This window comes from Streptomyces radicis (genome assembly GCF_003626575.1).
Lineage (GTDB): Bacteria > Actinomycetota > Actinomycetes > Streptomycetales > Streptomycetaceae > Streptomyces > Streptomyces radicis.
On the sequence record NZ_RBDY01000028.1, the window covers coordinates 38,613 to 58,497 of the forward strand.

Annotated in this window: 22 protein-coding genes; 14 read left to right on the forward strand and 8 right to left on the reverse strand. The window is 72.6% G+C overall.

The annotated features are described in order from the left end of the window. Positions 1-3: 3 nt before the first annotated feature. Positions 4-1,122 carry a transaldolase gene (gene tal / locus D7318_RS26035; protein WP_120699657.1) on the reverse strand — a complete coding sequence of 373 codons (1,119 nt, stop codon included), beginning with the start codon at positions 1,120-1,122 and terminating at the stop codon, positions 4-6. A gap of 35 nt (positions 1,123-1,157) precedes the next feature. Then, complete coding sequence (gene tkt, locus D7318_RS26040; RefSeq protein ID WP_120699658.1) at positions 1,158-3,236, reverse strand: transketolase; 2,079 nt, start codon at positions 3,234-3,236, stop codon at positions 1,158-1,160. A gap of 323 nt (positions 3,237-3,559) precedes the next feature. Between tkt and D7318_RS26045 the strand changes: the two genes are divergently transcribed. Next, positions 3,560-4,507 carry a heme o synthase gene (locus D7318_RS26045; protein ID WP_230424090.1) on the forward strand — a complete coding sequence of 316 codons (948 nt, stop codon included), beginning with the start codon at positions 3,560-3,562 and terminating at the stop codon, positions 4,505-4,507. Positions 4,508-4,533: 26 nt separating this feature from the next. Continuing rightward, a complete protein-coding gene (locus tag D7318_RS26050; protein ID WP_120699660.1) occupies positions 4,534-4,929 on the forward strand; it encodes a hypothetical protein in 396 nt (131 codons plus the stop codon). Here the strand turns inward: D7318_RS26050 and D7318_RS26055 are convergent. Then, positions 4,911-5,177, reverse strand: coding sequence for a DUF2087 domain-containing protein (locus D7318_RS26055; protein WP_120699661.1), 267 nt, complete (start codon positions 5,175-5,177; stop codon positions 4,911-4,913). The genes D7318_RS26050 and D7318_RS26055 overlap by 19 nt on opposite strands. A gap of 33 nt (positions 5,178-5,210) precedes the next feature. Continuing rightward, positions 5,211-5,681, reverse strand: a complete 471-nt coding sequence (locus D7318_RS26060) for a VOC family protein (RefSeq protein WP_120699662.1) — start codon at positions 5,679-5,681, stop codon at positions 5,211-5,213. Positions 5,682-5,898: 217 nt separating this feature from the next. Between D7318_RS26060 and D7318_RS26065 the strand changes: the two genes are divergently transcribed. Continuing rightward, the gene (locus D7318_RS26065) at positions 5,899-6,219 is read left to right on the forward strand and encodes an antibiotic biosynthesis monooxygenase family protein (RefSeq protein WP_120699663.1); all 321 of its coding nucleotides are present in this window, start codon (positions 5,899-5,901) and stop codon (positions 6,217-6,219) included. 30 nt (positions 6,220-6,249) lie between these two features. Here D7318_RS26065 and D7318_RS26070 read toward each other — a convergent pair whose 3' ends face one another. From D7318_RS26070 to D7318_RS26080, 3 genes are all read right to left on the reverse strand, one after another. Then, on the reverse strand, positions 6,250-7,251 hold the full coding sequence (locus D7318_RS26070) for a COX15/CtaA family protein (RefSeq protein WP_230424081.1): 1,002 nt from the start codon (positions 7,249-7,251) through the stop codon (positions 6,250-6,252). A 274-nt stretch (positions 7,252-7,525) separates the two neighbouring features. Further along, positions 7,526-8,317, reverse strand: a complete 792-nt coding sequence (locus D7318_RS26075) for an ABC transporter permease (protein WP_120699665.1) — start codon at positions 8,315-8,317, stop codon at positions 7,526-7,528. Next, positions 8,314-9,246, reverse strand: coding sequence for an ABC transporter ATP-binding protein (locus D7318_RS26080; protein WP_120699666.1), 933 nt, complete (start codon positions 9,244-9,246; stop codon positions 8,314-8,316). The genes D7318_RS26075 and D7318_RS26080 overlap by 4 nt, the downstream gene beginning before the upstream one ends. Before the next feature lie 149 nt (positions 9,247-9,395). Between D7318_RS26080 and D7318_RS26085 the strand changes: the two genes are divergently transcribed. The 8 genes from D7318_RS26085 (at position 9,396) to D7318_RS26120 (ending at position 16,068) form a co-directional block, all read left to right on the forward strand. Further along, a complete protein-coding gene (locus tag D7318_RS26085) occupies positions 9,396-10,196 on the forward strand; it encodes a helix-turn-helix transcriptional regulator (RefSeq protein WP_120699667.1) in 801 nt (266 codons plus the stop codon). Further along, positions 10,193-11,614: a Fe-S cluster assembly protein SufB gene (sufB, locus tag D7318_RS26090; protein WP_120699668.1), complete on the forward strand. Its 1,422-nt coding sequence runs from the start codon at positions 10,193-10,195 to the stop codon at positions 11,612-11,614. Before D7318_RS26085 ends, sufB begins: the two co-directional genes overlap by 4 nt. 96 nt (positions 11,615-11,710) lie before the next feature. After that, positions 11,711-12,862 (forward strand): Fe-S cluster assembly protein SufD, encoded by a 1,152-nt coding sequence (sufD, locus tag D7318_RS26095; RefSeq protein ID WP_120699669.1) that lies wholly within the window; start codon positions 11,711-11,713, stop codon positions 12,860-12,862. Then, the gene (locus D7318_RS26100; protein WP_120699670.1) at positions 12,859-13,206 is read left to right on the forward strand and encodes a non-heme iron oxygenase ferredoxin subunit; all 348 of its coding nucleotides are present in this window, start codon (positions 12,859-12,861) and stop codon (positions 13,204-13,206) included. The genes sufD and D7318_RS26100 overlap by 4 nt, the downstream gene beginning before the upstream one ends. Before the next feature lie 8 nt (positions 13,207-13,214). Further along, on the forward strand, positions 13,215-13,976 hold the full coding sequence (gene sufC / locus D7318_RS26105; protein WP_120699671.1) for a Fe-S cluster assembly ATPase SufC: 762 nt from the start codon (positions 13,215-13,217) through the stop codon (positions 13,974-13,976). Beyond that, entirely contained in the window at positions 13,973-15,259 is a 1,287-nt protein-coding gene (locus D7318_RS26110) for a cysteine desulfurase (RefSeq protein WP_120699672.1), read from the forward strand. Before sufC ends, D7318_RS26110 begins: the two co-directional genes overlap by 4 nt. Positions 15,260-15,274: 15 nt before the next feature. Beyond that, positions 15,275-15,739, forward strand: coding sequence for a Fe-S cluster assembly sulfur transfer protein SufU (sufU, locus tag D7318_RS26115; RefSeq protein WP_113689066.1), 465 nt, complete (start codon positions 15,275-15,277; stop codon positions 15,737-15,739). Beyond that, positions 15,736-16,068, forward strand: a complete 333-nt coding sequence (locus tag D7318_RS26120; protein ID WP_120699673.1) for a metal-sulfur cluster assembly factor — start codon at positions 15,736-15,738, stop codon at positions 16,066-16,068. The genes sufU and D7318_RS26120 overlap by 4 nt, the downstream gene beginning before the upstream one ends. A 120-nt stretch (positions 16,069-16,188) precedes the next feature. On the opposite strand, the gene D7318_RS26125 is transcribed toward D7318_RS26120, so the two are convergent. Beyond that, positions 16,189-16,425 carry a hypothetical protein gene (locus D7318_RS26125; RefSeq protein WP_120699674.1) on the reverse strand — a complete coding sequence of 79 codons (237 nt, stop codon included), beginning with the start codon at positions 16,423-16,425 and terminating at the stop codon, positions 16,189-16,191. A gap of 172 nt (positions 16,426-16,597) precedes the next feature. On the opposite strand from D7318_RS26125, the gene dapD reads away from it, so the two are divergent. The 3 genes from dapD (at position 16,598) to D7318_RS26140 (ending at position 19,881) form a co-directional block, all read left to right on the forward strand. Beyond that, entirely contained in the window at positions 16,598-17,593 is a 996-nt protein-coding gene (gene dapD / locus D7318_RS26130; protein WP_120699675.1) for a 2,3,4,5-tetrahydropyridine-2,6-dicarboxylate N-succinyltransferase, read from the forward strand. A 51-nt stretch (positions 17,594-17,644) separates the two neighbouring features. Then, on the forward strand, positions 17,645-18,388 hold the full coding sequence (locus D7318_RS26135; RefSeq protein WP_120699676.1) for an EI24 domain-containing protein: 744 nt from the start codon (positions 17,645-17,647) through the stop codon (positions 18,386-18,388). A gap of 107 nt (positions 18,389-18,495) precedes the next feature. Beyond that, positions 18,496-19,881, forward strand: coding sequence for an MFS transporter (locus D7318_RS26140; protein ID WP_120699677.1), 1,386 nt, complete (start codon positions 18,496-18,498; stop codon positions 19,879-19,881). Positions 19,882-19,885 lie beyond the last annotated feature (4 nt).

The window sequence follows — 19,885 nt, forward strand, 5'->3', positions numbered from 1 at the left end:
CGCTCAGTCCTCCCCGTCCGCCAGGCGTTCCAGCTCCGCCTTGGTCGAGTCGAGCAGGCCGAGCCAGGACGTCTCGAACTTCTCGACGCCCTCGTCCTCGAGCACCTGGACGACGTCGTCGTAGGAGACGCCGACCTTCTCGAGGGCGTCCAGGTCGGCGCGCGCCTGCTCGTAGGTGCCCGCGACCGTGTCGCCCGTGATCTCGCCGTGGTCCTCGGTGGCCCGCAGCGTGGCGCCCGGCATGGTGTTGACGGTGCCCGGGGCGACCAGCTCGGTGACGTAGAGCGTGTCGGGGTAGTCGGGGTCCTTCACGCCGGTGGACGCCCACAGCGGGCGCTGCGCGTTGGCGCCGTCGCGCGCCAGGGCCTGCCAGCGGTCGGCCGCCGTGACCTCCTCGAACGCCTGGTACGCGAGGCGGGCGTTGGCGACGGCTGCCTTGCCGCGCAGCGCCTTCGCCTCGTCGGTGCCCAGCGCGTCGAGGCGCTTGTCGATCTCGGTGTCCACGCGGGAGACGAAGAACGACGCCACCGAGTAGATCGTGGACAGGTCGAGCCCACGCGCCTTGGCCTGCTCCAGGCCCTTCTGGTAGGCGTCCATCACCTCGCGGTAGCGCTGGAGCGAGAAGATCAGCGTGACGTTGACGCTGATGCCGCGCCCGATGGTCTCGGTGATGGCGGGCAGCCCGGCGCGGGTGGCCGGGATCTTGATGAACGTGTTGGGCCGGTCGACCAGCCAGGCCAGCTGCTTGGCCTCGGCGATGGTGGCCCTGGTGTTGTGGGCGAGCCTGGGGTCCACCTCGATGGAGACCCGGCCGTCGAGCCCGCCGGTCGCCTCGTACACCGGGCGCAGCACGTCGGCGGCGTCGCGCACGTCGGCGGTGGTGATCATGCGCAGCGCCTCCTCGACCGTGACGCGGCGGGCGGCGAGGTCGGCGACCTGCTCCTGGTATCCGTCGCCCGCGGAGATCGCCTTCTGGAAGATCGTGGGGTTGGTGGTGATGCCCACCACGTGCTGCTGGTCGAGCAGCTCGCCCAGGTGGCCCGATGTGATCATCGTGCGCGACAGGTCGTCAAGCCAGATCGCGACACCCTCTTGGGAGAGGCGCTTGAGTGCGTCGGTCATGGAAATCGCATCTCCTGCTGTCTCGTGTATCGGTGTCAGCGCGCCGAGGCCGTCAGGGATTCCCTGGCGGCCTGCGCCACGGCTTCCGGAGTGATGCCGAACTCGCGGTAGAGCGTCTTGTGGTCGGCGGAGGCGCCGAAGTGCTCGAGCGAGACGACGCGCCCCGCCGTCCCGACATAACGGTGCCAGGTCAGGCCGACGCCCGCCTCCACGGCGACCCGTGCCTTGACGCCGGGCAGCAGGACGCGGTCGCGGTACGCCTGGTCCTGCTCCTCGAACCACTCCACGCACGGCAGCGAGACCACGCGGGTCGGCACGCCCTCGGCCTGGAGCTGCTCGCGGGCGGCGAGCGCGATGTGCACCTCGGAGCCCGTGGCGAGCAGGATGGCCTTGGGGGTGCCGCCCTCGGCCTCGGTGTGGACGTAACCGCCCCTGACCGCCTCCTCGTTGGCGGCGTACACCGGGACGTTCTGCCGCGTCAGCGCGAGGCCGTGGGGGGCCGGGTGGCTGCCGTGGCGGCGCAGGATCTCGCGCCAGGCGATGACCGTCTCGTTGGCGTCGGCCGGGCGGACGACGTTCAGCCCGGGGATGGCGCGCAGCGCGGACAGGTGCTCGACCGGCTGGTGGGTCGGGCCGTCCTCGCCCAGGCCGATGGAGTCGTGCGTCCAGACGTAGGTGACGGGCAGCCTCATGAGCGCGGCGAGCCGCACGGCCGGGCGCATGTAGTCGGAGAAGACCAGGAACGTGCCGCCGTAGACGCGGGTGTTGCCGTGCAGGGCGATGCCGTTCATCGCCGAGCCCATGGCGTGCTCGCGGATGCCGAAGTGCACGGTCCTGCCGTAAGGGCGGGCCTCGGCCAGGGGGTTGCCCTCGGGCAGGAACGACGAGGACGGGTCGATCGTGGTGTTGTTCGAGCCCGCGAGGTCGGCCGAGCCGCCCCACAGCTCGGGGACGACGCCGCCGAGGGCCTTGAGCACGGACCCCGACGCCTTGCGCGTGGCCACGTCGGTGCCCGCGTCGAAGTCCGGCAGGGCCTTCTCCCAGCCCTCGGGCAGCCGCCCCGCCCTGATCCGGTCGAACTCGGCGGCGCGCTCGGGGTTCGCCACGCGCCACTCCGCGAGGTGCTTCTCCCAGGCGGCGCGGGCCGTCTGGCCGCGCTCGACGGCGCCGAGGGTGTGCGCGATCACGGCCTCATCGACGGGGAAGTCCACCTCGGGGTCGAAGCCGAGCACGCGCTTGGTCGCGGCGACCTCGTCGGCGCCGAGCGCCGAGCCGTGCGCGGCCTCGGTGTTCTGCGCGTGCGGCGCGGGCCAGGCGATGATCGAGCGGGCCGCGATGATCGAGGGCCGCGAGGTCTCGCCCCGCGCCGCGGCGAACGCGCCGTGCAGGGCGGCCGGGTCGAGGTCGCCGTTCTCCTGGGGCGCCACGCGCTGGACGTGCCAGCCGTACGCCTCGAAGCGGGCCAGCACGTCCTCGGAGAACGCGGTCTGGGTGTCGCCCTCGATGGAGATGTGGTTGTCGTCGTAGAGCAGCACCAGATTGCCCAGCTTCTGGTGGCCCGCCAGGGACGCGGCCTCGGCGGCCACGCCCTCCTGGAGGCAGCCGTCGCCCGCGAACACCCAGATGGTGTGGTCGAACGGGGACGTGCCGGGGGCCGCGTCCGGGTCGAACAGGCCGCGCTCGTAACGCGCCGCCATGGCCATGCCGACGGCGTTCCCGATGCCCTGGCCGAGCGGGCCCGTGGTGGTCTCGACGCCGACGGTGTGCCCGTACTCGGGGTGGCCAGGGGTGCGGGAGCCCCACGTGCGGAAGGACTTGAGGTCGTCCAGCTCGAGGCCGTAACCGGCCAGGAAGAGCTGGACGTAGAGCGTGAGGCTCGAGTGCCCCACCGAGAGGACGAAGCGGTCCCGGCCCGCCCAGTCGGGCTCGGAGGGGTCGTGCCGCATCAGCTTCTGGAACAGCACATAGGCCGCGGGCGCCAGGCTCATCGCCGTGCCGGGGTGGCCGTTCCCGACCTTCTGCACGGCGTCCATGGCCAGGACCCGGGCGGTGTCGACGGCCCGCTGGTCAAGGTCTGACCATTCGAGATCTGAGGTGGTCGGCTTGTTGCTCACCCTGCGTCAGGGCTCCTCTCCACATGAGTCAGGCCGGTGAACGATCCTCTCCGCCTGGCGGCACAGCGTCCTCACCGGCGTGTCGAGCCTACCGCCGGGACGCGCGGCACCCGGGTGACCCTCGGCACGGGACGCCCACGTCTCCAGGGTGCCCCAGCCCGGGCGTTCCGGCACTCCAGGCCGCCGAGGGGCCCCGGCGACAAGTCGCGCAAGCCGGGCGTCTAGAGTGACGTGGTACGCGCGGGCTCTCACCAGCCGGTTCGCCGGCGGGGGCCCGCTTCTCCGCCCGCAGCGCGTGATCGCTGATGTCGCATCTATCAGGGGTGTCCGTGACGGCCGTCGATTCCCGTCCCGTGGAGGGCGTCCGCCCGCATCCAGGCCACTGGACACGGGGAGCCAGGGTCAAGGCGTTCTTCGCCCTCACCAAGCCGCGCATCATCGAGCTGCTGCTGACCACGACCGTGCCGGTGATGTTCCTCGCCGAGCAGGGCGTGCCCGACCTGTGGCTGGTGTTCGCCACGTGCCTGGGCGGCTATCTCTCCGCGGGCGGGGCCAACGCCCTGAACATGTACATCGACCGCGACATCGACGCGCTGATGGACCGGACGCGGAACCGCCCGCTGGTCACGGGCGTCGTGCGACCCGGCGAGTGCCTGGCGTTCGGCCTGGCGCTCGCGGTGGTCTCGACGCTGTGGTTCGGGCTCACGGTCAACTGGGCCTCGGCCGCCCTCGCGCTGGGCGCGCTGCTGTTCTATGTGATCGTCTACACGATGTGGCTGAAACGCCGCACCTCGCAGAACATCGTGTGGGGCGGCATCGCGGGCTGCATGCCCGTGCTGATCGGCTGGTCCTCGGTGACCGGCACGGTCTCGTGGGCCGCGGTCATCCTCTTCCTGGTGATGTTCTTCTGGACGCCGCCGCACTACTGGCCGCTGTCCATGAAGGTCAAGGAGGACTACGCGCGCGTGGGCGTCCCGATGCTGCCGGTCGTCGCGGCCAACACCGTCGTGGCGCGGCAGATCGTCCTCTACAGCTGGGTGATGGTCGCCGTCTCGCTGCTGCTGTGGCCGCTGGGGTACACCGGCTGGTTCTATCCGCTGGTGGCGGCGCTGGCCGGCGGCTGGTGGCTCTGGGAGGCGCACGGGCTGCACCGGAGGGCGCGGGCCGGGACGCGGGGCGCGAAGCTCAAGGAGATGCGCCTCTTCCACTGGTCGATCACCTATGTGTCGCTGGTCTTCCTCGCCATCGCGATCGACCCGTTCCTGCGCTGAGCCCGCCCGCCGGGCAGAATGCGGGCATGGCTGAAACCGCGAAGACCGCCGAGCCCGCCGGTACCGCAGAGCCCGCGGGGGAACGTCCCGCCCGGCGCGAGGTGGGGCGACTGGCCCGGCGCGTCCGCTCGTTCGCCGCCGACCATGGAGGCTCGGCCGATGGGCAGGTCTCCCACCTCGGCGCCCGAGGCCACCGCCTCGTGCTGGTCGGCGCGGACGGCGCGTGGGGCGACCTGGTCGCCCGCGACCGCGCGGCTCTCACCGAGGCGGCCGAGCGGGCGGGCGTCACCCTCCACGAGACGCTCGAAGGCGAGCTGGCCGCGCGCATGCGCAGCGGGCCCTACGAGTGGTCGCGCATGGCCGGGCTCCAGATCGGCGGCGACGACGGGGGCGGCGGCGCGGTCTACCGGGCGCGCAGGTAGCTGCCGCCGTCGGGGGACCTGGTCAGCCAGCCGTCGTCCACGAGGTAGCGGCGCAGCGCCGCGCAGTCCTCGTGAACGGTGCGCAGCCGGTCGTTGACCTCGCGCTCGCTGTACGCGCGCCCCCGCTCGAACAGCGTCTCGCTCAGGTGCGCGAGCAGCTGCTCGCGGCGGTCGACCCGGCGGGGGATCGCGATCAGGCGCCCGCGGGCGAAGAGAGCCTGGACACCACGCGCGCCACCGTCCGTCATGCGGCCGAGCCTGTCATGGGCCCGGCCGCGGGGTCATCCGCTTTTCCGGCCGCCCGACGCGCCGGGCGTCGGGTCGGCGAAGACGCCGCTCAGCATGCCCGTCGCCTGGCCGACCTCGATCAGGTAGCCGTCGGGGTCGCGCAGATAGCAGCGCAGCTCGGCCTTGCGGTCGAGCGGCGGCGTCAGGAACTCCGCCCCCTTGGCGCTCCACTCCCGGTGGCACGCGGCGATGTCCGCGACCCGGATGTTGAGGAACGCGGAGGCCGCGCCCCGGTCCTCCGGCGGGGCCAGGGTCACATCCGGCTTGTCGGGGGTCGGCCCTCCGCCCGGGTTCATGATGATCCAGCCGTTGGCCAGCTTGACGACGCAGGGGTTCTCGTCGAGCACCACCGTGCCGCCGAGCACCTCGCTGTAGAAGCGCCGCGAGCGCGGCACGTCGCGGACGGTCAGGAAGTGGGTCAGCAGGATCCCGGTGTCGGGCGCGGGGAGGTCTTCTGTGCGCATGGGCCCATCGTGCGGCCGACGCGGGGGGCGCGAAAGCGGGGCGTGCTGGACGGAGGACACCCCCGCCGCTCCCGGCCCGCCGCGCGGGGGCGGCGGGGGGTCAGGAAGGATCGGCCCTTCCTCGCCCCGGCGTCCGCTCCCGAGGATGTAGGACACTGCTCGCACAGGTGCCGGAGCGAGGAGGACCGCACCGGCCCGAGAAACGCGAGGAGATCCCGTGTCCGTTGTGAAGATCAACGCCGTGACCGTGCCCGAGGAGCGCCGGGAGGAGTTCGAGGCCCGCTTCGCGGCCCGTGCGGGGCTGGTGGAGGGGGCTGACGGATTCGAGTGGTTCGAGCTGTTGAGGCCGGTGGAGGGCACCGACACCTATCTCGTCTATACGCGCTGGCGCAGCGAGGAGGACTTCGCGAACTGGACGAAGGGGTCCATGCGGGAGGCGCACCAGGGTGAGGAGCGGCGCACCTCCCCGGCGTCCGGCGCCACGCTGTGGTCGTTCGAGGTGCTCCAGCAGGCGTCGCCCAAGGAGAGCGCCGCGTAGCCGCCGCGTAGCGGAGGGCGGCCCCGGGGGTCAGGCCGAGGTCGCGGGCTCGCGGGTCGGGGGCTCGGCCGGGGCGGCGCCGTCCCGGGGCACCGGGGCGGTGGCCGCCTCTTCGCGGTCGCGGGTGGCGAGCCAGAGGCGCAGCGCCGCGATCCACACCAGGGTGGCGCCGAGCAGGTGGCCGCCGACCAGCCACGCGGGCTCGTCGAGCGCGTACTGGACATAGCCGATGACGCCCTGGGCCAGCAGGATCAGCAGCAGGTCGCGGGCGCGGGCCCGCGCCCCCCGCGGGGCGTCCATCAGGCGCAGCCCGGCGAGCACGGCCAGCGTGCCGAGCACCACGAGCCAGGCGAGCGCGGAGTGCGCGCGCGTGATGGTGTCCCAGTCGAACGGCATCCGCTCGATGTGCCCGCTGGTGTCGCCCGAGTGCTTGCCGCTGCCGGTCACCGCGGTGCCGACCACCACGAGGGCGGCCGTCAGCAGCGTGAGCCCGCCGATCGCGCGCCGCAGCGGGATGCCGACCAGCGGCCTTGGCGGGGCGTCGCCCTCGCGGGCGCGCTGCCAGGAGACGGTCGTCGCGGTCAGCAGCGCCATCGCGGCAAGGAAGTGGGACGCGACGATCCAGGGGTTGAGCTCGGTCCGTACGGTGATGCCGCCGATCACGGCGTTGGTCATCACGATCCAGAACTGGAGCCAGCCGAGCCGGGTCAGCTCCCTGCGGCGCGGCTTCGCGCACCGGGCGGCGACGATGAACCAGCCGACCGCGGCCGAGACCACGTAGGACATCAGGCGGTTGCCGAACTCGATCGCGCCGTGGACGCCCATCTCCGAGGTGGCGACCAGGCTCTCGTCGCTGCACTTGGGCCAGGTGTCGCAGCCGAGGCCCGACCCGGTGAGGCGGACCGCGCCGCCCGTGACGACGATCACCACGCTCATGACCAGCGCGGCCAGCGCGGCCCGGCGCACGGTCGCCGGGCGTGGGGTCCAGCGCTCTGCGATGAGGGCGAGGGGGTTTCGCACTGCTTTCGGCACGCGCACATCGTAGGCCCTCGGCTTGTGCACGGTTTCACGAGGGGCCGCGCTGAGCCGCCTCGGTCCTGTCCGGGCGAACAGCTCGCGTCGTCGCGAGCGAGCACCTCCGGGGTGTGGGGGGTGCTCCCACGGGTGGGGTCCTCGGGAGGTCGCTCGGGCGGGGTCCCGGACCGTTGCCTGCGCGCGTTCGTGCTCGCCTCGGCAGGACCGGCGGGGTCCTGGGTGTCCGGCGGCGACCAGCGCGTCGTGCCTGCCGGGGGCGTCAGCCCCCTGATCACTCCCAGCGGAAGAAGTGGCCCGCGGCGGCCAGTCCCGCCGCCGACCACGCGGCCAGCGTGGCCGCGTCCGCCCAGGGGAGGCCCGCGCCGTCGCGCAGGATGTCGCGCAGGCCGCCCGAGAGCGCGCTCACCGGGAGTGCCTCGAGCACCGCCCGCAGCTCGTCGGGGAAGTCGTCGAGCGGGATGATCACCCCGCCGAAGAACAGCAGCAGGACGAAGACCAGGTTGGCCGCGGCCAGCGTCGCCTCGGCGCGCAGGGTCCCGGCCATCAGCAGCCCGAGGCCCGAGCAGGCCGCGGTGCCGAGCAGCATCAGGAGTGCCGCGCCCAGGGCGTTGCCGCGCGGGGACCAGCCCAGGGCCAGGGCGATCCCGGTCAGCAGGGCGGTCTGGAGGAGCAGGGTCACCAGCACCGCGCCCGTCTTGCCGCACATCAGCCCCCAGCGCGGCAGCGGCGAGGTGGCGAGGCGTTTGAGCACGCCGTAACGCCGCTCGTACCCCGTGGCGATGGCCTGCCCGGTGAACGCGGTCGACAGCACGGCGAGCGCGAGGACGCCCGGGGCGAGGAAGTCGACGCGCTCCGCGCGCGTGTCCCCGGCCGCCGACACGATGTCCACCGCGCTGAACAGCACGAGCAGCAGCGTCGGGATGACGACCGTGAGCAGCAGCTGCTCGCCGTGGCGCAGCAGCATCCGGGTCTCCAACGCGGCCTGCGCGGCGATCATCCGCGGCAGCGGCGCCGCGCCTGGCCTCGGGGTGTGGCGCCCGGTGTGGGTCCGGGTCTCCGTCATGGCCGCAGCTCCTTGCCGGTCAGCTCGAGGAAGACGTCCTCGAGCGTGTGGCGCCTGGTGGTGATCCGGTCGGCCAGGACCCCGTGCTGGGCGCACCACGCGGTGACCGTGGCCAGCAGCCTGGGGTCCACGTCGCCGGTGACCACATAGCTGCCGGGGCTCGGCTCCGCCGCGTCGCCGCCCACCGGGAGCGCCTGGCGCAGCGACACCAGGTCGAGTCCGGGGCGGCCCGCGAAGCGCAGCACGTCGCCGCCACCGCCGCACAGCTCGGCCGGGGTGCCCCGCGCGATGACCCGGCCCGCGTCCACGATCGCCACGTCGTCGGCCAGCTCCTCGGCCTCCTCCATGGTGTGGGTGCTCAGCACGGTGGTCACCCCGTCGGCGCGCAGCTCGCCGATCAACTCCCAGGTGGCGCGCCTGGCCTGTGGGTCGAGGCCCGCGGTGGGCTCGTCGAGGAAGACCAGCTCGGGGCGGCCCACCACGGCGAGCGCGAGGGCGAGCCGCTGGCGCTGGCCGCCGGAGAGGCGGCGGTAGGGGGTGCGCCCGCACGAGGCGAGCCCGAGGCGTTCGGCCAGCTCGGCCACGTCGAGGGGGTGCGCGTGCAGCCTGGCGACGTGCGTGAGCATCTCGATCGCGCGGACGCCGGGGTAGACGCCGCCGCTCTGGAGCATCACGCCGATCCTGGGGCGCAGCGCCGCGGCGTCGGCCACCGGGTCGAGGCCGAGCACGCGCAGCCGCCCGGCGTCGGGGGCGCGGTAGCCCTCGCACAGCTCGATGGTGGTGGTCTTGCCCGCGCCGTTGGGCCCGAGCACGGCGGTCACGGTGCCGGGGCGCACGGTCAGGTCGAGGCCGTCCACCGCGGTCGTGGCGCCGTATCGCTTGACCAGTCCGACGGCCTCGACGGCCGACGCGGTGGGGGGCGCATCCATGGGGTGGAGTGTAGGAACCCGGTGGGTGCGCCCCGTGCGCCAGGTCCCCCGGGGCCCGCGAAGTAAGGCTTGCCTTACGTGATGTACTGCATCCGGCCAGGTCAGGACGCGGCTTGCTCGTGTCCGCCGAATTAAGCAACAATGGCGTTGTGAAAAACGGGCCCGAGCGCGATGACACCCAGGCGGCCCCCGCCGTCGGTGGCTCAGGCGTGCCCCAGGCCGCCGACGAGCAGTCCGGCACCCGCCGCCGCGTCGCCCGTTCGATCCTTGACCACGGCCCTTCGACCGCGGCCGAGCTGGCCGACCGGCTCGGGCTCACCCAGGCGGCGGTCCGCCGCCACCTCGACGCGCTCGTCGGAGGGGGCCTCGTGGAGCCGCGCGAGAAGCGAGTCTACGGCTCGCGGGGGCGTGGCCGTCCCGCCAAGGTCTTCGCGATCACCGACTCGGGGCGCGACGCGTTCGACCAGGCCTATGACGAGCTGGCCGTCGAGGCGCTGCGCTGGATCGAGCGCCTGGCCGGGGGAGGCGACCGCGGGGCCGCGGCCGTGATGGACTTCGCCAGGGACAAGGCCGCCGCACAGGCCGAGGCGTACCGTCCGTTCCTCGACGGCGTCCCCCCGGAGGGCCGGGCGCGGGCGCTGGCCGAGGCGCTGTCCCACCACGGGTACGCCGCGACCGTGCGCCGGGTGGACGCGTCGGCGGGGGAGCAGGTGTGCCAGCATCACTGCCCCGTGGCGCACGCCGCCGCGCGCTTCCCTCAGCTGTGCGAGGCGGAGACCGAGGTGTTCTCCCGCCTGCTCGGCAGCCATGTGCAGCGGCTCGCGACCATCGCCCACGGCGACGGCGTGTGCACCACGTTCGTCCCCGAAGTACCGCCCGACGTACCGCCCACGAAGGCACCGCCCAAGACCACCGCACCACCACGCACTGCCGGGAGGAACCCCGCATGACGCTCCCCACGGAGACGGCCCACCCCGAGCTCGAGGGGCTGGGCAAGTACGAATACGGCTGGGCCGACTCCGACACGGCCGGTGCCGCCGCCAAGCGCGGCCTGTCCGAGGACGTCGTCCGCGACATCTCGGGCAAGAAGTCCGAGCCGGAGTGGATGCTCAAGCTCCGCCTGAAGGGGCTCAAGCTGTTCGGCAAGAAGCCCATGCCGTCCTGGGGCTCCGACCTCAGCGGCATCGACTTCGACAACATCAAGTACTTCGTCCGGTCCACCGAGAAGCAGGCCCAGAGCTGGGAGGACCTGCCCGAGGACATCAAGAACACCTACGACAAGCTGGGCATCCCCGAGGCGGAGAAGCAGCGGCTGGTCGCGGGCGTCGCCGCGCAGTACGAGTCGGAGGTCGTCTACCACCAGATCCGCGAGGACCTGGAGAAGCAGGGCGTCATCTTCCTCGACACCGACACGGCGCTGCGCGAGCACCCCGAGCTGTTCCAGGAGCACTTCGGCACGGTGATCCCCGTCGGCGACAACAAGTTCGCGGCGCTCAACACCGCGGTCTGGTCCGGTGGTTCGTTCATCTACGTCCCGCCGGGCGTGCACGTGGACATCCCGCTCCAGGCGTACTTCCGGATCAACACCGAGAACATGGGCCAGTTCGAGCGGACGCTGATCATCGTCGACGAGGACGCCTACGTCCACTACGTCGAGGGCTGCACCGCGCCGATCTACGACTCGGACTCGCTGCACTCCGCGGTCGTCGAGATCATCGTCAAGAAGGGCGGCCGCTGCCGCTACACGACCATCCAGAACTGGTCGAACAACGTGTACAACCTCGTGACCAAGCGCGCCGTCGCCTACGAGGGCGCCACCATGGAGTGGGTCGACGGGAACATCGGCTCCAAGGTCACCATGAAGTACCCCGCCGTCTACCTGATGGGCGAGCACGCCAAGGGCGAGACCCTTTCGGTCGCGTTCGCGGGCGAGGGCCAGCACCAGGACGCGGGCGCCAAGATGGTGCACATGGCCCCCCGCACGTCGTCGAACATCGTGTCCAAGTCCGTGGCCAGGGGCGGCGGCCGGACCTCGTACCGTGGGCTGATCGAGATCGGCGAGGGCGCCGAGGGCTCCAAGTCCAACGTGCTGTGCGACGCGCTCCTGGTGGACACCATCTCCCGCTCGGACACCTATCCGTATGTGGACGTCCGCGAGGACGACGTGACGATGGGCCACGAGGCGACCGTCTCCAAGGTGAGCGATGACCAGCTGTTCTACCTGATGAGCCGGGGCCTGTCCGAGGACGAGGCGATGGCGATGATCGTGCGCGGCTTCGTCGAGCCGATCGCCAAGGAGCTGCCCATGGAGTACGCCCTCGAGCTGAACAGGCTGATCGAGCTCCAGATGGAGGGCGCCGTCGGCTGACCCGCCGCGCCGCACCCGTCCGTCGGAGCGCCCGGGCAGGAGCCCGGGCAAGAGCGTCCATCAAGGTCCATCAAGAGAGTGAGCACGACGACACCCATGGCTGAGGCCCAGAGCATCGCGGTGGCAGCCGAATCCACCGTGGCCACCAGGATGAGCGCGCCGCCGTCCTACGACGTGGCCGACTTCCCTGTGCCGCACGGCCGCGAGGAGGAGTGGCGCTTCACTCCCCTGGAGCGGCTCAAGGGGCTGCACAACGGCACCGCCGTCGCGACCGGCTCCGTCAAGGTCGAGGTGAGCGCGCCCGACGGCGTGACCGTCACCACCGTCGGGCGGGACGACCCGCGCGTCGGCAGGGCGGGCACGCCGGTGGACCGGGTGGCCGCGCAGGCGTTCAGCGCCTTCGAGAAGGCCACGGTCGTCTCGGTGCCCGCCGAGGCGGCCCCCGCCGAGCCGGTGCGGCTGAGCGTGCAGGGCGAGGGCGGGGTGACGTACGGGCACACGGTCTTCGAGATCGGGGCGTTCGCCGAGGTCGTCATCGTGGCCGACCACACCGGCGACGCGGTCCGCGCGGCCAACGTCGAGTTCCTGGTCGGCGACGGCGCCAAGGTCACGTTCGTCTCCGTGCAGGACTGGGACGACACCGCCGTGCACTGCTCGCAGCACAGCGCGCTGATCGGCCGGGACGCCACGTTCAAGTCCGTGGTCGTCACCTTCGGCGGCGACCTGGTGCGGCTGCACCCCCGGGTCAGCTACGCGGGCCCCGGCGGCGAGGCCGAGCTGTACGGCCTGTACTTCACGGACAACGGGCAGCACCAGGAGCACCGGCTGCTCGTGGACCACACGGCGGCGAACTGCCGGAGCAACGTCGCCTACAAGGGCGCGCTCCAGGGCGCGGACGCGCACGCGGTGTGGATCGGCGACGTGCTGATCAGGGCCGCCGCCACCGGCACGGACACCTACGAGCTCAACCGGAACCTCGTGCTGACCGACGGCGCCCGCGTGGACTCCGTGCCCAACCTGGAGATCGAGACCGGCGAGATCGTCGGCGCGGGGCACGCGTCGGCCACCGGGCGCTTCGAGGACGAGCAGCTGTTCTACCTGATGGCGCGCGGCATCCCGGCCGAGGAGGCGCGGCGCCTCGTGGTGCGCGGCTTCTTCGCCGAGCTGGTCCAGCAGATCGGCGTGCCGGACGTCGAGGAGCGGCTGATCGCCAAGCTGGAGGCGGAGCTCGCGGAGGCGATCGCGTGAGCGCCCCCGGCGACGGCGGCTTCGTCAGGGTCTGCTCGCTCGGCGACCTGGAGGACGAGGTGGCCCGCCGCGTCGACCTCGGCGGCGTCCCGGTCGCCGTGGTCCGTGCCGAGGGCGAGGTGTTCGCGGTCAACGACATCTGCTCGCACGCGAACGTGTCGCTGTCCGAGGGCGAGGTGGAGGACTGCCAGATCGAGTGCTGGCTGCACGGCTCCCGCTTCGACCTGCGCACCGGAAAGCCGTCCGGGCTGCCCGCCACGCGGCCCATCCCCGTTTACCCCGTAAAGATCGAAGGAGAGGGGCCCGGCGCCGCCGTGCTCGTCTCCGTCACCCAGGAGTCCTGAAGGCACCCATGGCAACGCTTGAGATCCACGACCTGCACGTCTCCGTCGACGGCGAAGGCGGCTCCAAAGAGATCCTGCGCGGGGTCGACCTGACCGTGAAGCAGGGCGAGACGCACGCCATCATGGGCCCCAACGGCTCCGGCAAGTCCACCCTGGCCTACTCGCTGGCCGGGCACCCCAAGTACACCGTCACCGGCGGCACCGTCACGCTCGACGGCGAGGACGTCCTGGAGATGTCCGTCGACGAGCGCGCCCGCGCCGGCGTCTTCCTGGCCATGCAGTACCCGGTGGAGATCCCCGGCGTCTCGGTCTCCAACTTCCTGCGCACCTCCGCCACCGCGGTCCGCGGCGAGGCCCCCAGGCTGCGGACATGGGTCAAGGAGGTCAAGGAGACCATGGAGCGCCTGGAGATGGACCCGGCGTTCGCCGAGCGCAACGTCAACGAGGGCTTCTCGGGCGGCGAGAAGAAGCGCCACGAGATCCTTCAGCTCGAGCTGCTCAAGCCGAGGATCGCGGTGCTCGACGAGACCGACTCGGGGCTCGACATCGACGCGCTGCGGATCGTCTCCGAGGGCGTCAACAGGGTCCGTTCCACCGGCGAGGTCGGCACCCTGCTGATCACGCACTACACCCGCATCCTGCGGTACATCACCCCCGACCACGTGCACGTCTTCGCGGGCGGCCGGATCGTGGAGTCCGGCGGCGCCGAGCTGGCGGACAAGCTGGAGGCCGAGGGCTACGAGCAGTACACGAAGGGCGGCGGCTCATGACGGACGGCACGCAGGCACCCGGCACGCCGCACGGGCTGCCCGGCCTGTTGGACACCGAGGCGATCCGCAAGGACTTCCCGATCCTGCACCGCACGGTCCACGGCGGGAAGCCGTTGATCTACCTGGACAACGCGGCCAGCTCGCAGAAGCCGCGCCAGGTCCTCGACGCGGTGAACGAGTACTACGAGCGGCACCACGCCAACGTGCACCGCGGCGTCCACATCCTCGCCGAGGAGTCGACGGCGCTGTACGAGGGCGCGAGGGACAAGGTCGCGGCGTTCATCAACGCCCCGAGCCGCGACGAGGTCGTCTTCACCAAGAACGCCTCCGAGTCGCTCAACCTCGTCGCGAACATGCTCGGCTGGGCCGACGACCCCTACCGGGTGGACTCCCGCACCGAGGTCGTCATCACGGAGATGGAGCACCACTCCAACATCGTGCCGTGGCAGCTGCTCGCGCAGCGCACGGGCGCGACGCTGAAGTGGTTCGGGCTGACCGACGACGGCAGGCTCGACCTCTCCCGCATCGACGAGGTCATCACGGAGCGGACCAAGGTCGTCTCGTTCATGCTGGTCTCCAACGTCCTCGGCACGGTCAACCCCGTGGACGAGATCGTCCGCAGGGCGCAGGAGGTCGGCGCGCTGGTCGTGGTGGACGCCTCGCAGGCGGCCCCGCACATGCCGCTCGACGTGCAGTCGCTCGGCGCGGACTTCGTGGTGTTCACCGGGCACAAGATGTGCGGCCCGACGGGCATCGGCGTGCTGTGGGGCAGGCAGGAGCTGCTCGAGGACCTGCCGCCCTTCCTCGGCGGCGGGGAGATGATCGAGACGGTCACGATGCACGCGTCGACCTACGCGCCCGCGCCCCACAAGTTCGAGGCGGGCACGCCGCCGATCGCCCAGGCGGTCGGGCTCGGCGCGGCCGTCGACTACCTCTCGGGCATCGGCATGGAGCGGATCGCCGAGCACGAGCACGCGCTGACCGCGTACGCGCTCGGGCGGCTGGCCGAGGTCCCCGACCTGCGGATCATCGGCCCGGTCACGGGCGAGGACCGCGGCGCGACGATCTCGTTCACGCTGGGCGACATCCACCCGCACGACGTGGGGCAGGTGCTCGACGAGCAGGGCATCGCCGTCCGGGTCGGCCACCACTGCGCGCGGCCCGTCTGCCTGCGGTACGGAATTCCCGCGACCACGCGGGCGTCGTTCTATCTGTACTCGACACCGGCCGAGGTGGACGCCCTGGTCGCCGGGCTCGAGTACGTCCGTGGCTTCTTCGGATGAGAGCGGTGTGAACGCGTGCAGCTGGAATCGATGTACCAGGACGTGATCCTGGACCACTACAAGAACCCGCACGGGCGTGGCCTGCGCGAGGGCGACGCCGAGGTGCACCACGTGAACCCCACGTGCGGCGACGAGATCACGCTGCGCGTCCGGTACGAGGGTGAGCGGATCGCCGATGTCTCCTACGAGGGGCAGGGCTGCTCGATCAGCCAGGCCAGCGCCTCGGTGCTCAACGACCTGCTGGTGGGCCGCGAGCTGAAGGACGCGCTGGCCGTGCAGGAGACGTTTCTCACGCTGATGCAGTCCAAGGGGCGGCTCACCCCGGACGACGCCATGGAGGAGACCCTGGAGGACGCCGTCGCGTTCGCCGGGGTGTCGAAGTATCCGGCCCGGGTGAAGTGCGCCCTGCTGAGCTGGATGGCCTGGAAGGACGCCACCGCCCAGGCGCTGGGCGAGACCGCTCTCGAGGAGAAGCTGTGAGTGAGGCAACGAAAACCGCGCCCGCGGGCGAGGAGGAGATCCGCGAGGCGATGATGGACGTCGTCGACCCCGAGCTGGGCATCGACGTCGTCAACCTCGGCCTGATCTACGGCATCCACGTGGACGAGGACAACGTCGCCACCGTGGACATGACCCTGACCTCGGCCGCGTGTCCGCTGACCGACGTCATCGAGGACCAGGCCAGGACGGCGACCGAGGGCCTGGTGAGCGAGCTCAAGATCAACTGGGTCTGGATGCCGCCGTGGGGACCCGACAAGATCACCGACGACGGGCGCGACCAGCTGCGCGCCCTGGGGTTCAACGTCTGAGCGCGCCCCTGAGCCGACGGCGCTGACGGCACTGCCAGCCCTCGAACGCGCCGATGCCCGCCCGGGTCGCTCTCGCCCCGGCGGGCATCGGCGCGTTCGCGCTTCGGGCTCAGCGCGGGCTCAGGCGTGGTCGACCAGCTCCGCGTGGCCCTGGGTGCGGGCGCAGTGGCCGCAGCAGAAGAAGTGTCCTTCCTCCGTCTCCAGGCCATGGCCCATGATCTTGCAGCCGCAGTTCTCGCACACCGGCGCCATCCGCTGCACCGCGCACTCGAAGCTGTCGAAGACGTGCACCTGCCCGGCGGCGCGCACCTCGAAGGCCATCCGGTAGTCGTTGCCGCAGACCTCGCACTCGGCCATCCGACTCTCACTCCTTCTCATGTGTGTGGAAAAAGGACGATGGGAAATTCGCCGCAAGGATCGCGGGCGCCCGCGTCGGTCGCCCCGCAGACGCGCGGGGCGGTCACCCGACCGGCCGGGCTCCCCGGGACCGGTTCGCGTCCGGCGGCGGGCACCGGCTAGCGTCGTGGCCATGACCGAGACCCCCTCTCACCAGCTCTCCCTCTCCGGCGCCGTCGCCGCCGGGCTCGCCACGGTCACCGCCGAAGGCGTCGTGCTCGACACCTGGTTCCCCGCCCCCGAACTGGTCACCGAGCCCGGCGTCTCGGGCACCGAGCGGCTGACCGGGCCGCGCGTCGCCGAGCTGCTCGGCCCCTCGGCCCCCGCCGCGCTCGGGCCCGACGAGCGGCGCGGCGTCGAGGTCGTCGCGGTGCGGACGGTGATCTCCGACCTCCAGGAGAAGCCGGTCGACGCGCACGACGTCTACCTCAGGCTCCACCTGCTCAGCCACCGCCTGGTGCGCCCGCACGGCCTGAGCCTCGACGGGATCTTCGGGCTGCTCGCCAATGTCGCCTGGACGACGGTCGGGCCCGTTCCCGTCGAGCGGATCGAGCGGACCAGGGTCGCCGTCCGCGCGTCGGGCGGGCAGCTCGGGGTGACGAGCGTCGACAAGTTCCCGAGGATGACCGACTACGTGGTGCCCTCGGGTGTGCGCATCGGCGACGCGGACCGCGTGCGCCTCGGCGCGCACCTGGCGTCGGGGACGACGGTGATGCACGAGGGCTTCGTCAACTTCAACGCGGGGACGCTCGGCGTCTCGATGGTCGAGGGCCGGATCAGCGCGGGCGTCGTGGTCGGCGACGGCTCGGACGTGGGCGGTGGCTCGTCGATCATGGGCACGCTGTCGGGCGGCGGCAAGCAGACCATCTCCATCGGCGAGCGCTGCCTGCTCGGCGCGCAGGCGGGCATCGGGATCTCGCTCGGCGACGACTGCGTGGTCGAGGCGGGCCTGTATGTCACGGCGGGGACGCGGGTCACGCTGCCGGACGGCGAGATCGTCAAGGCGCTCGAGCTCTCGGGCGCCCACAACCTCCTCTTCCGCCGCAACTCCACGAGCGGCGCCGTCGAGGCGCTGCCCCGCACCGGCGCCTGGGGCAGCCTCAACGAGGTGCTGCACCGGCACAATTGACCCCGCCGTCGGCCCGCCGTGCGGGGCCGCGCGACCGGATAGCCTGCCGCCGTGACAGATTTCGCGGTGGGGATACGGTACGTGGCGCGCGGGCAGCGGTGGGCCGTCGGGCATGGGCGGTGGCTGGCGCTGGGGCTGCTCCCCGCGCTGATCACCCTGGTCGTCTACGCGGCGGCGCTGGTCGCGCTGGCGCTGTACGCGGGGGACTTCGCCGCCTGGGCCACGCCGTTCGCGGACGACTGGTCCGACACCTGGCGGTCCGTGCTGCGCGTCACGTTCGCCGCGCTGCTGTTCGCGTTCGGGCTGCTGCTCGCGGTGCTGACGTTCACGGCGGTCACGCTCGTGGTGGGCGACCCGTTCTACGAGGCGCTCTCCGGGCAGGTCGAGACGAGCGAGGGCGGGGTGCCGGACGGCGAGGGGCTGTCGTTCTGGGCCTCGGTGCGCGGGAGCGTCCGGGTGCTGCTGTACGCGGTGTGCTTCGCGGTGCCCCTCTTCCTCTGCGGCTTCGTGCCCGGGCTCGGGCAGACGGTCGTGCCGGTGATCGGGTTCGCCGTCTCGGGCTTCTTCCTGACCGTGGAGCTGACCTCGGTCGCCATGGACCGGCGCGGCCTCTCGGTCAAGGAGCGGGTGCGGCTGCTGCGGGGCCGGATCGCGCTGGCGCTGGGCTTCGGCGTCCCGCTGGTGCTCCTCTTCCTGATCCCGCTGGCCGCCGTCTTCCTGATGCCGGGCGCGGTCGCGGGCGCGACGCTGCTGGCCCGCGACCTCACGGCCGGCCAGCCACCGCCTCAGGACTGAACTCCCCTTCCCGCCCCCCGCGTTGCCGTGCGTCTGGACGGCCTCGGGGGGCGGTGCTATACCGGGAGCATCTCCATACTGTATGCAATCCCCGGGAGGTCGGCCCGATGAAGGAATCTGATCAGGCGCGGGAGGTAGGGGAGGCGCGGGAGGTACGGGACTGCTACGGGCGGCGCCACCGGGTCGGCGAGACGGACCGTGAGCTGCTCGGCGGGCGGGGGCGGCGCTGGATGCTGTGGCTGCCGACGGCGGCGATGGCGGGCGCGGGGGTGCTCCAGTACGGCTACCCGCTGACGGCGCTGGCCCGGTCGGGCACCGGCGGGCTCGGGCGTGGCGCGGTGCTCGCGGTCCTGGCGCTGTGGACGGTGTGCCAGGCCGCGGCCGTTCCGCTGGCCGAACGGCTGTGCCGCGGCGGCGCGTTGACGACGCGGGGCCAGGTGGCCGCCGGGGGAGCGGCCTGCGCGCTCGCGCTCGCGCTGGCCGCGGTGGCGGTGGGCGGGGACGGCGGCGCCTCCCCCGGGGCGCTGCTCGCGGGGTACGCGCTGGTGGGCGGGGTCGGCGCGGGCCTGGTGTACGCGGCCTGCGTGGCCACGGCCGCGCGGTGGCACCCCGACCGGGCGCCCGCGGCGGTGGCGCTGGTCACGGCGGGGTACGCGTGCGGCGCGGTCGTCCCGCTGCTGCTCGTGGCGGCGGCGGGCGCCGAACCCGCCTCGGTGGCCTGGCTGTTGGGGGCCGTCGCGGCGGGTGCGCTGGCGGCGGCGCTGGCGTGTGGCGCGCTGCTGCGCGAGCCGCCCGAGCACTGGTGGCCCGCCGATGTGGATCCGAGGCGCTGGACGCTGGACAAGCACCTCAACCGCAGCCTGCGCCGCAACCGTCCCGCGCTGTGGGAGACGTCCGCGCCGCCCGGCACGCGCAGCGGAACGTGGCGGCGGCTGTACGCGGCGGTCGCGTTGGGCTCGGCGGTGCTGCTGCTCGATCTGGGCGCGCTGGCCACGGCGTTCGCCGAAGAGCCCACGCGGGCCGGGGCGTTGGCCTGCGCCGCGCTCGCCGCGGGCAGCGGCCTCGGCCGCCTCGCGGTCGGGCACCTGGCCGAACGCCTGGGCAGACGGCGGGTGTTGACCGCCGCGCTGGTGGCCGCCGCGGTGGTGCAGCCCGGGGTCCTCGCCGGGGGGCCCGTGGCCGTCGTGGTGTGCGCCGCGGTGGCGGGGTGCGCCACGGGCGGCTGCTATCCGGTGCTGGTGGGCCTGCTGCGCGGCTACTTCGGGGGCCGGGGCGACCAACGGGCGTTCGCCGCCCTCTACTCGGCCAAGGCCCTGGGTGGCGCGGGGGGTTGTGGCCTGGCCGCGCTCGATGCCGGGGCGTCGGCGGTCGCCCTCGCGCTCGCGCTGGCCGCGGCCCTCGCCGTGCACACCGCGCGCCGTCCGCGCCCCGCGCTCGACCCGTTGCCCGGGCTCGGGCCCGCCGCCCCCCGCCCGGCGCCCGAACGCGCCTGACGGG

Bases quoted from the DNA above. Each gene is read 5' to 3' on its own strand.
- tal (WP_120699657.1), bottom strand. From the start codon at position 1,122: ATGACCGACGCACTCAAGCGCCTCTCCCAAGAGGGTGTCGCGATCTGG.
- D7318_RS26050 (WP_120699660.1), top strand. From the start codon at position 4,534: ATGGCTGAAACCGCGAAGACCGCCGAGCCCGCCGGTACCGCAGAGCCC.
- D7318_RS26055 (WP_120699661.1), bottom strand. From the start codon at position 5,177: ATGACGGACGGTGGCGCGCGTGGTGTCCAGGCTCTCTTCGCCCGCGGG.
- D7318_RS26060 (WP_120699662.1), bottom strand. From the start codon at position 5,681: ATGCGCACAGAAGACCTCCCCGCGCCCGACACCGGGATCCTGCTGACC.
- D7318_RS26075 (WP_120699665.1), bottom strand. From the start codon at position 8,317: ATGACGGAGACCCGGACCCACACCGGGCGCCACACCCCGAGGCCAGGC.
- D7318_RS26080 (WP_120699666.1), bottom strand. From the start codon at position 9,246: ATGGATGCGCCCCCCACCGCGTCGGCCGTCGAGGCCGTCGGACTGGTC.
- sufB (WP_120699668.1), top strand. From the start codon at position 10,193: ATGACGCTCCCCACGGAGACGGCCCACCCCGAGCTCGAGGGGCTGGGC.
- sufD (WP_120699669.1), top strand. From the start codon at position 11,711: ATGGCTGAGGCCCAGAGCATCGCGGTGGCAGCCGAATCCACCGTGGCC.
- sufC (WP_120699671.1), top strand. From the start codon at position 13,215: ATGGCAACGCTTGAGATCCACGACCTGCACGTCTCCGTCGACGGCGAA.
- D7318_RS26110 (WP_120699672.1), top strand. From the start codon at position 13,973: ATGACGGACGGCACGCAGGCACCCGGCACGCCGCACGGGCTGCCCGGC.
- D7318_RS26125 (WP_120699674.1), bottom strand. From the start codon at position 16,425: ATGGCCGAGTGCGAGGTCTGCGGCAACGACTACCGGATGGCCTTCGAG.
- dapD (WP_120699675.1), top strand. From the start codon at position 16,598: ATGACCGAGACCCCCTCTCACCAGCTCTCCCTCTCCGGCGCCGTCGCC.
- D7318_RS26140 (WP_120699677.1), top strand. From the start codon at position 18,496: ATGAAGGAATCTGATCAGGCGCGGGAGGTAGGGGAGGCGCGGGAGGTA.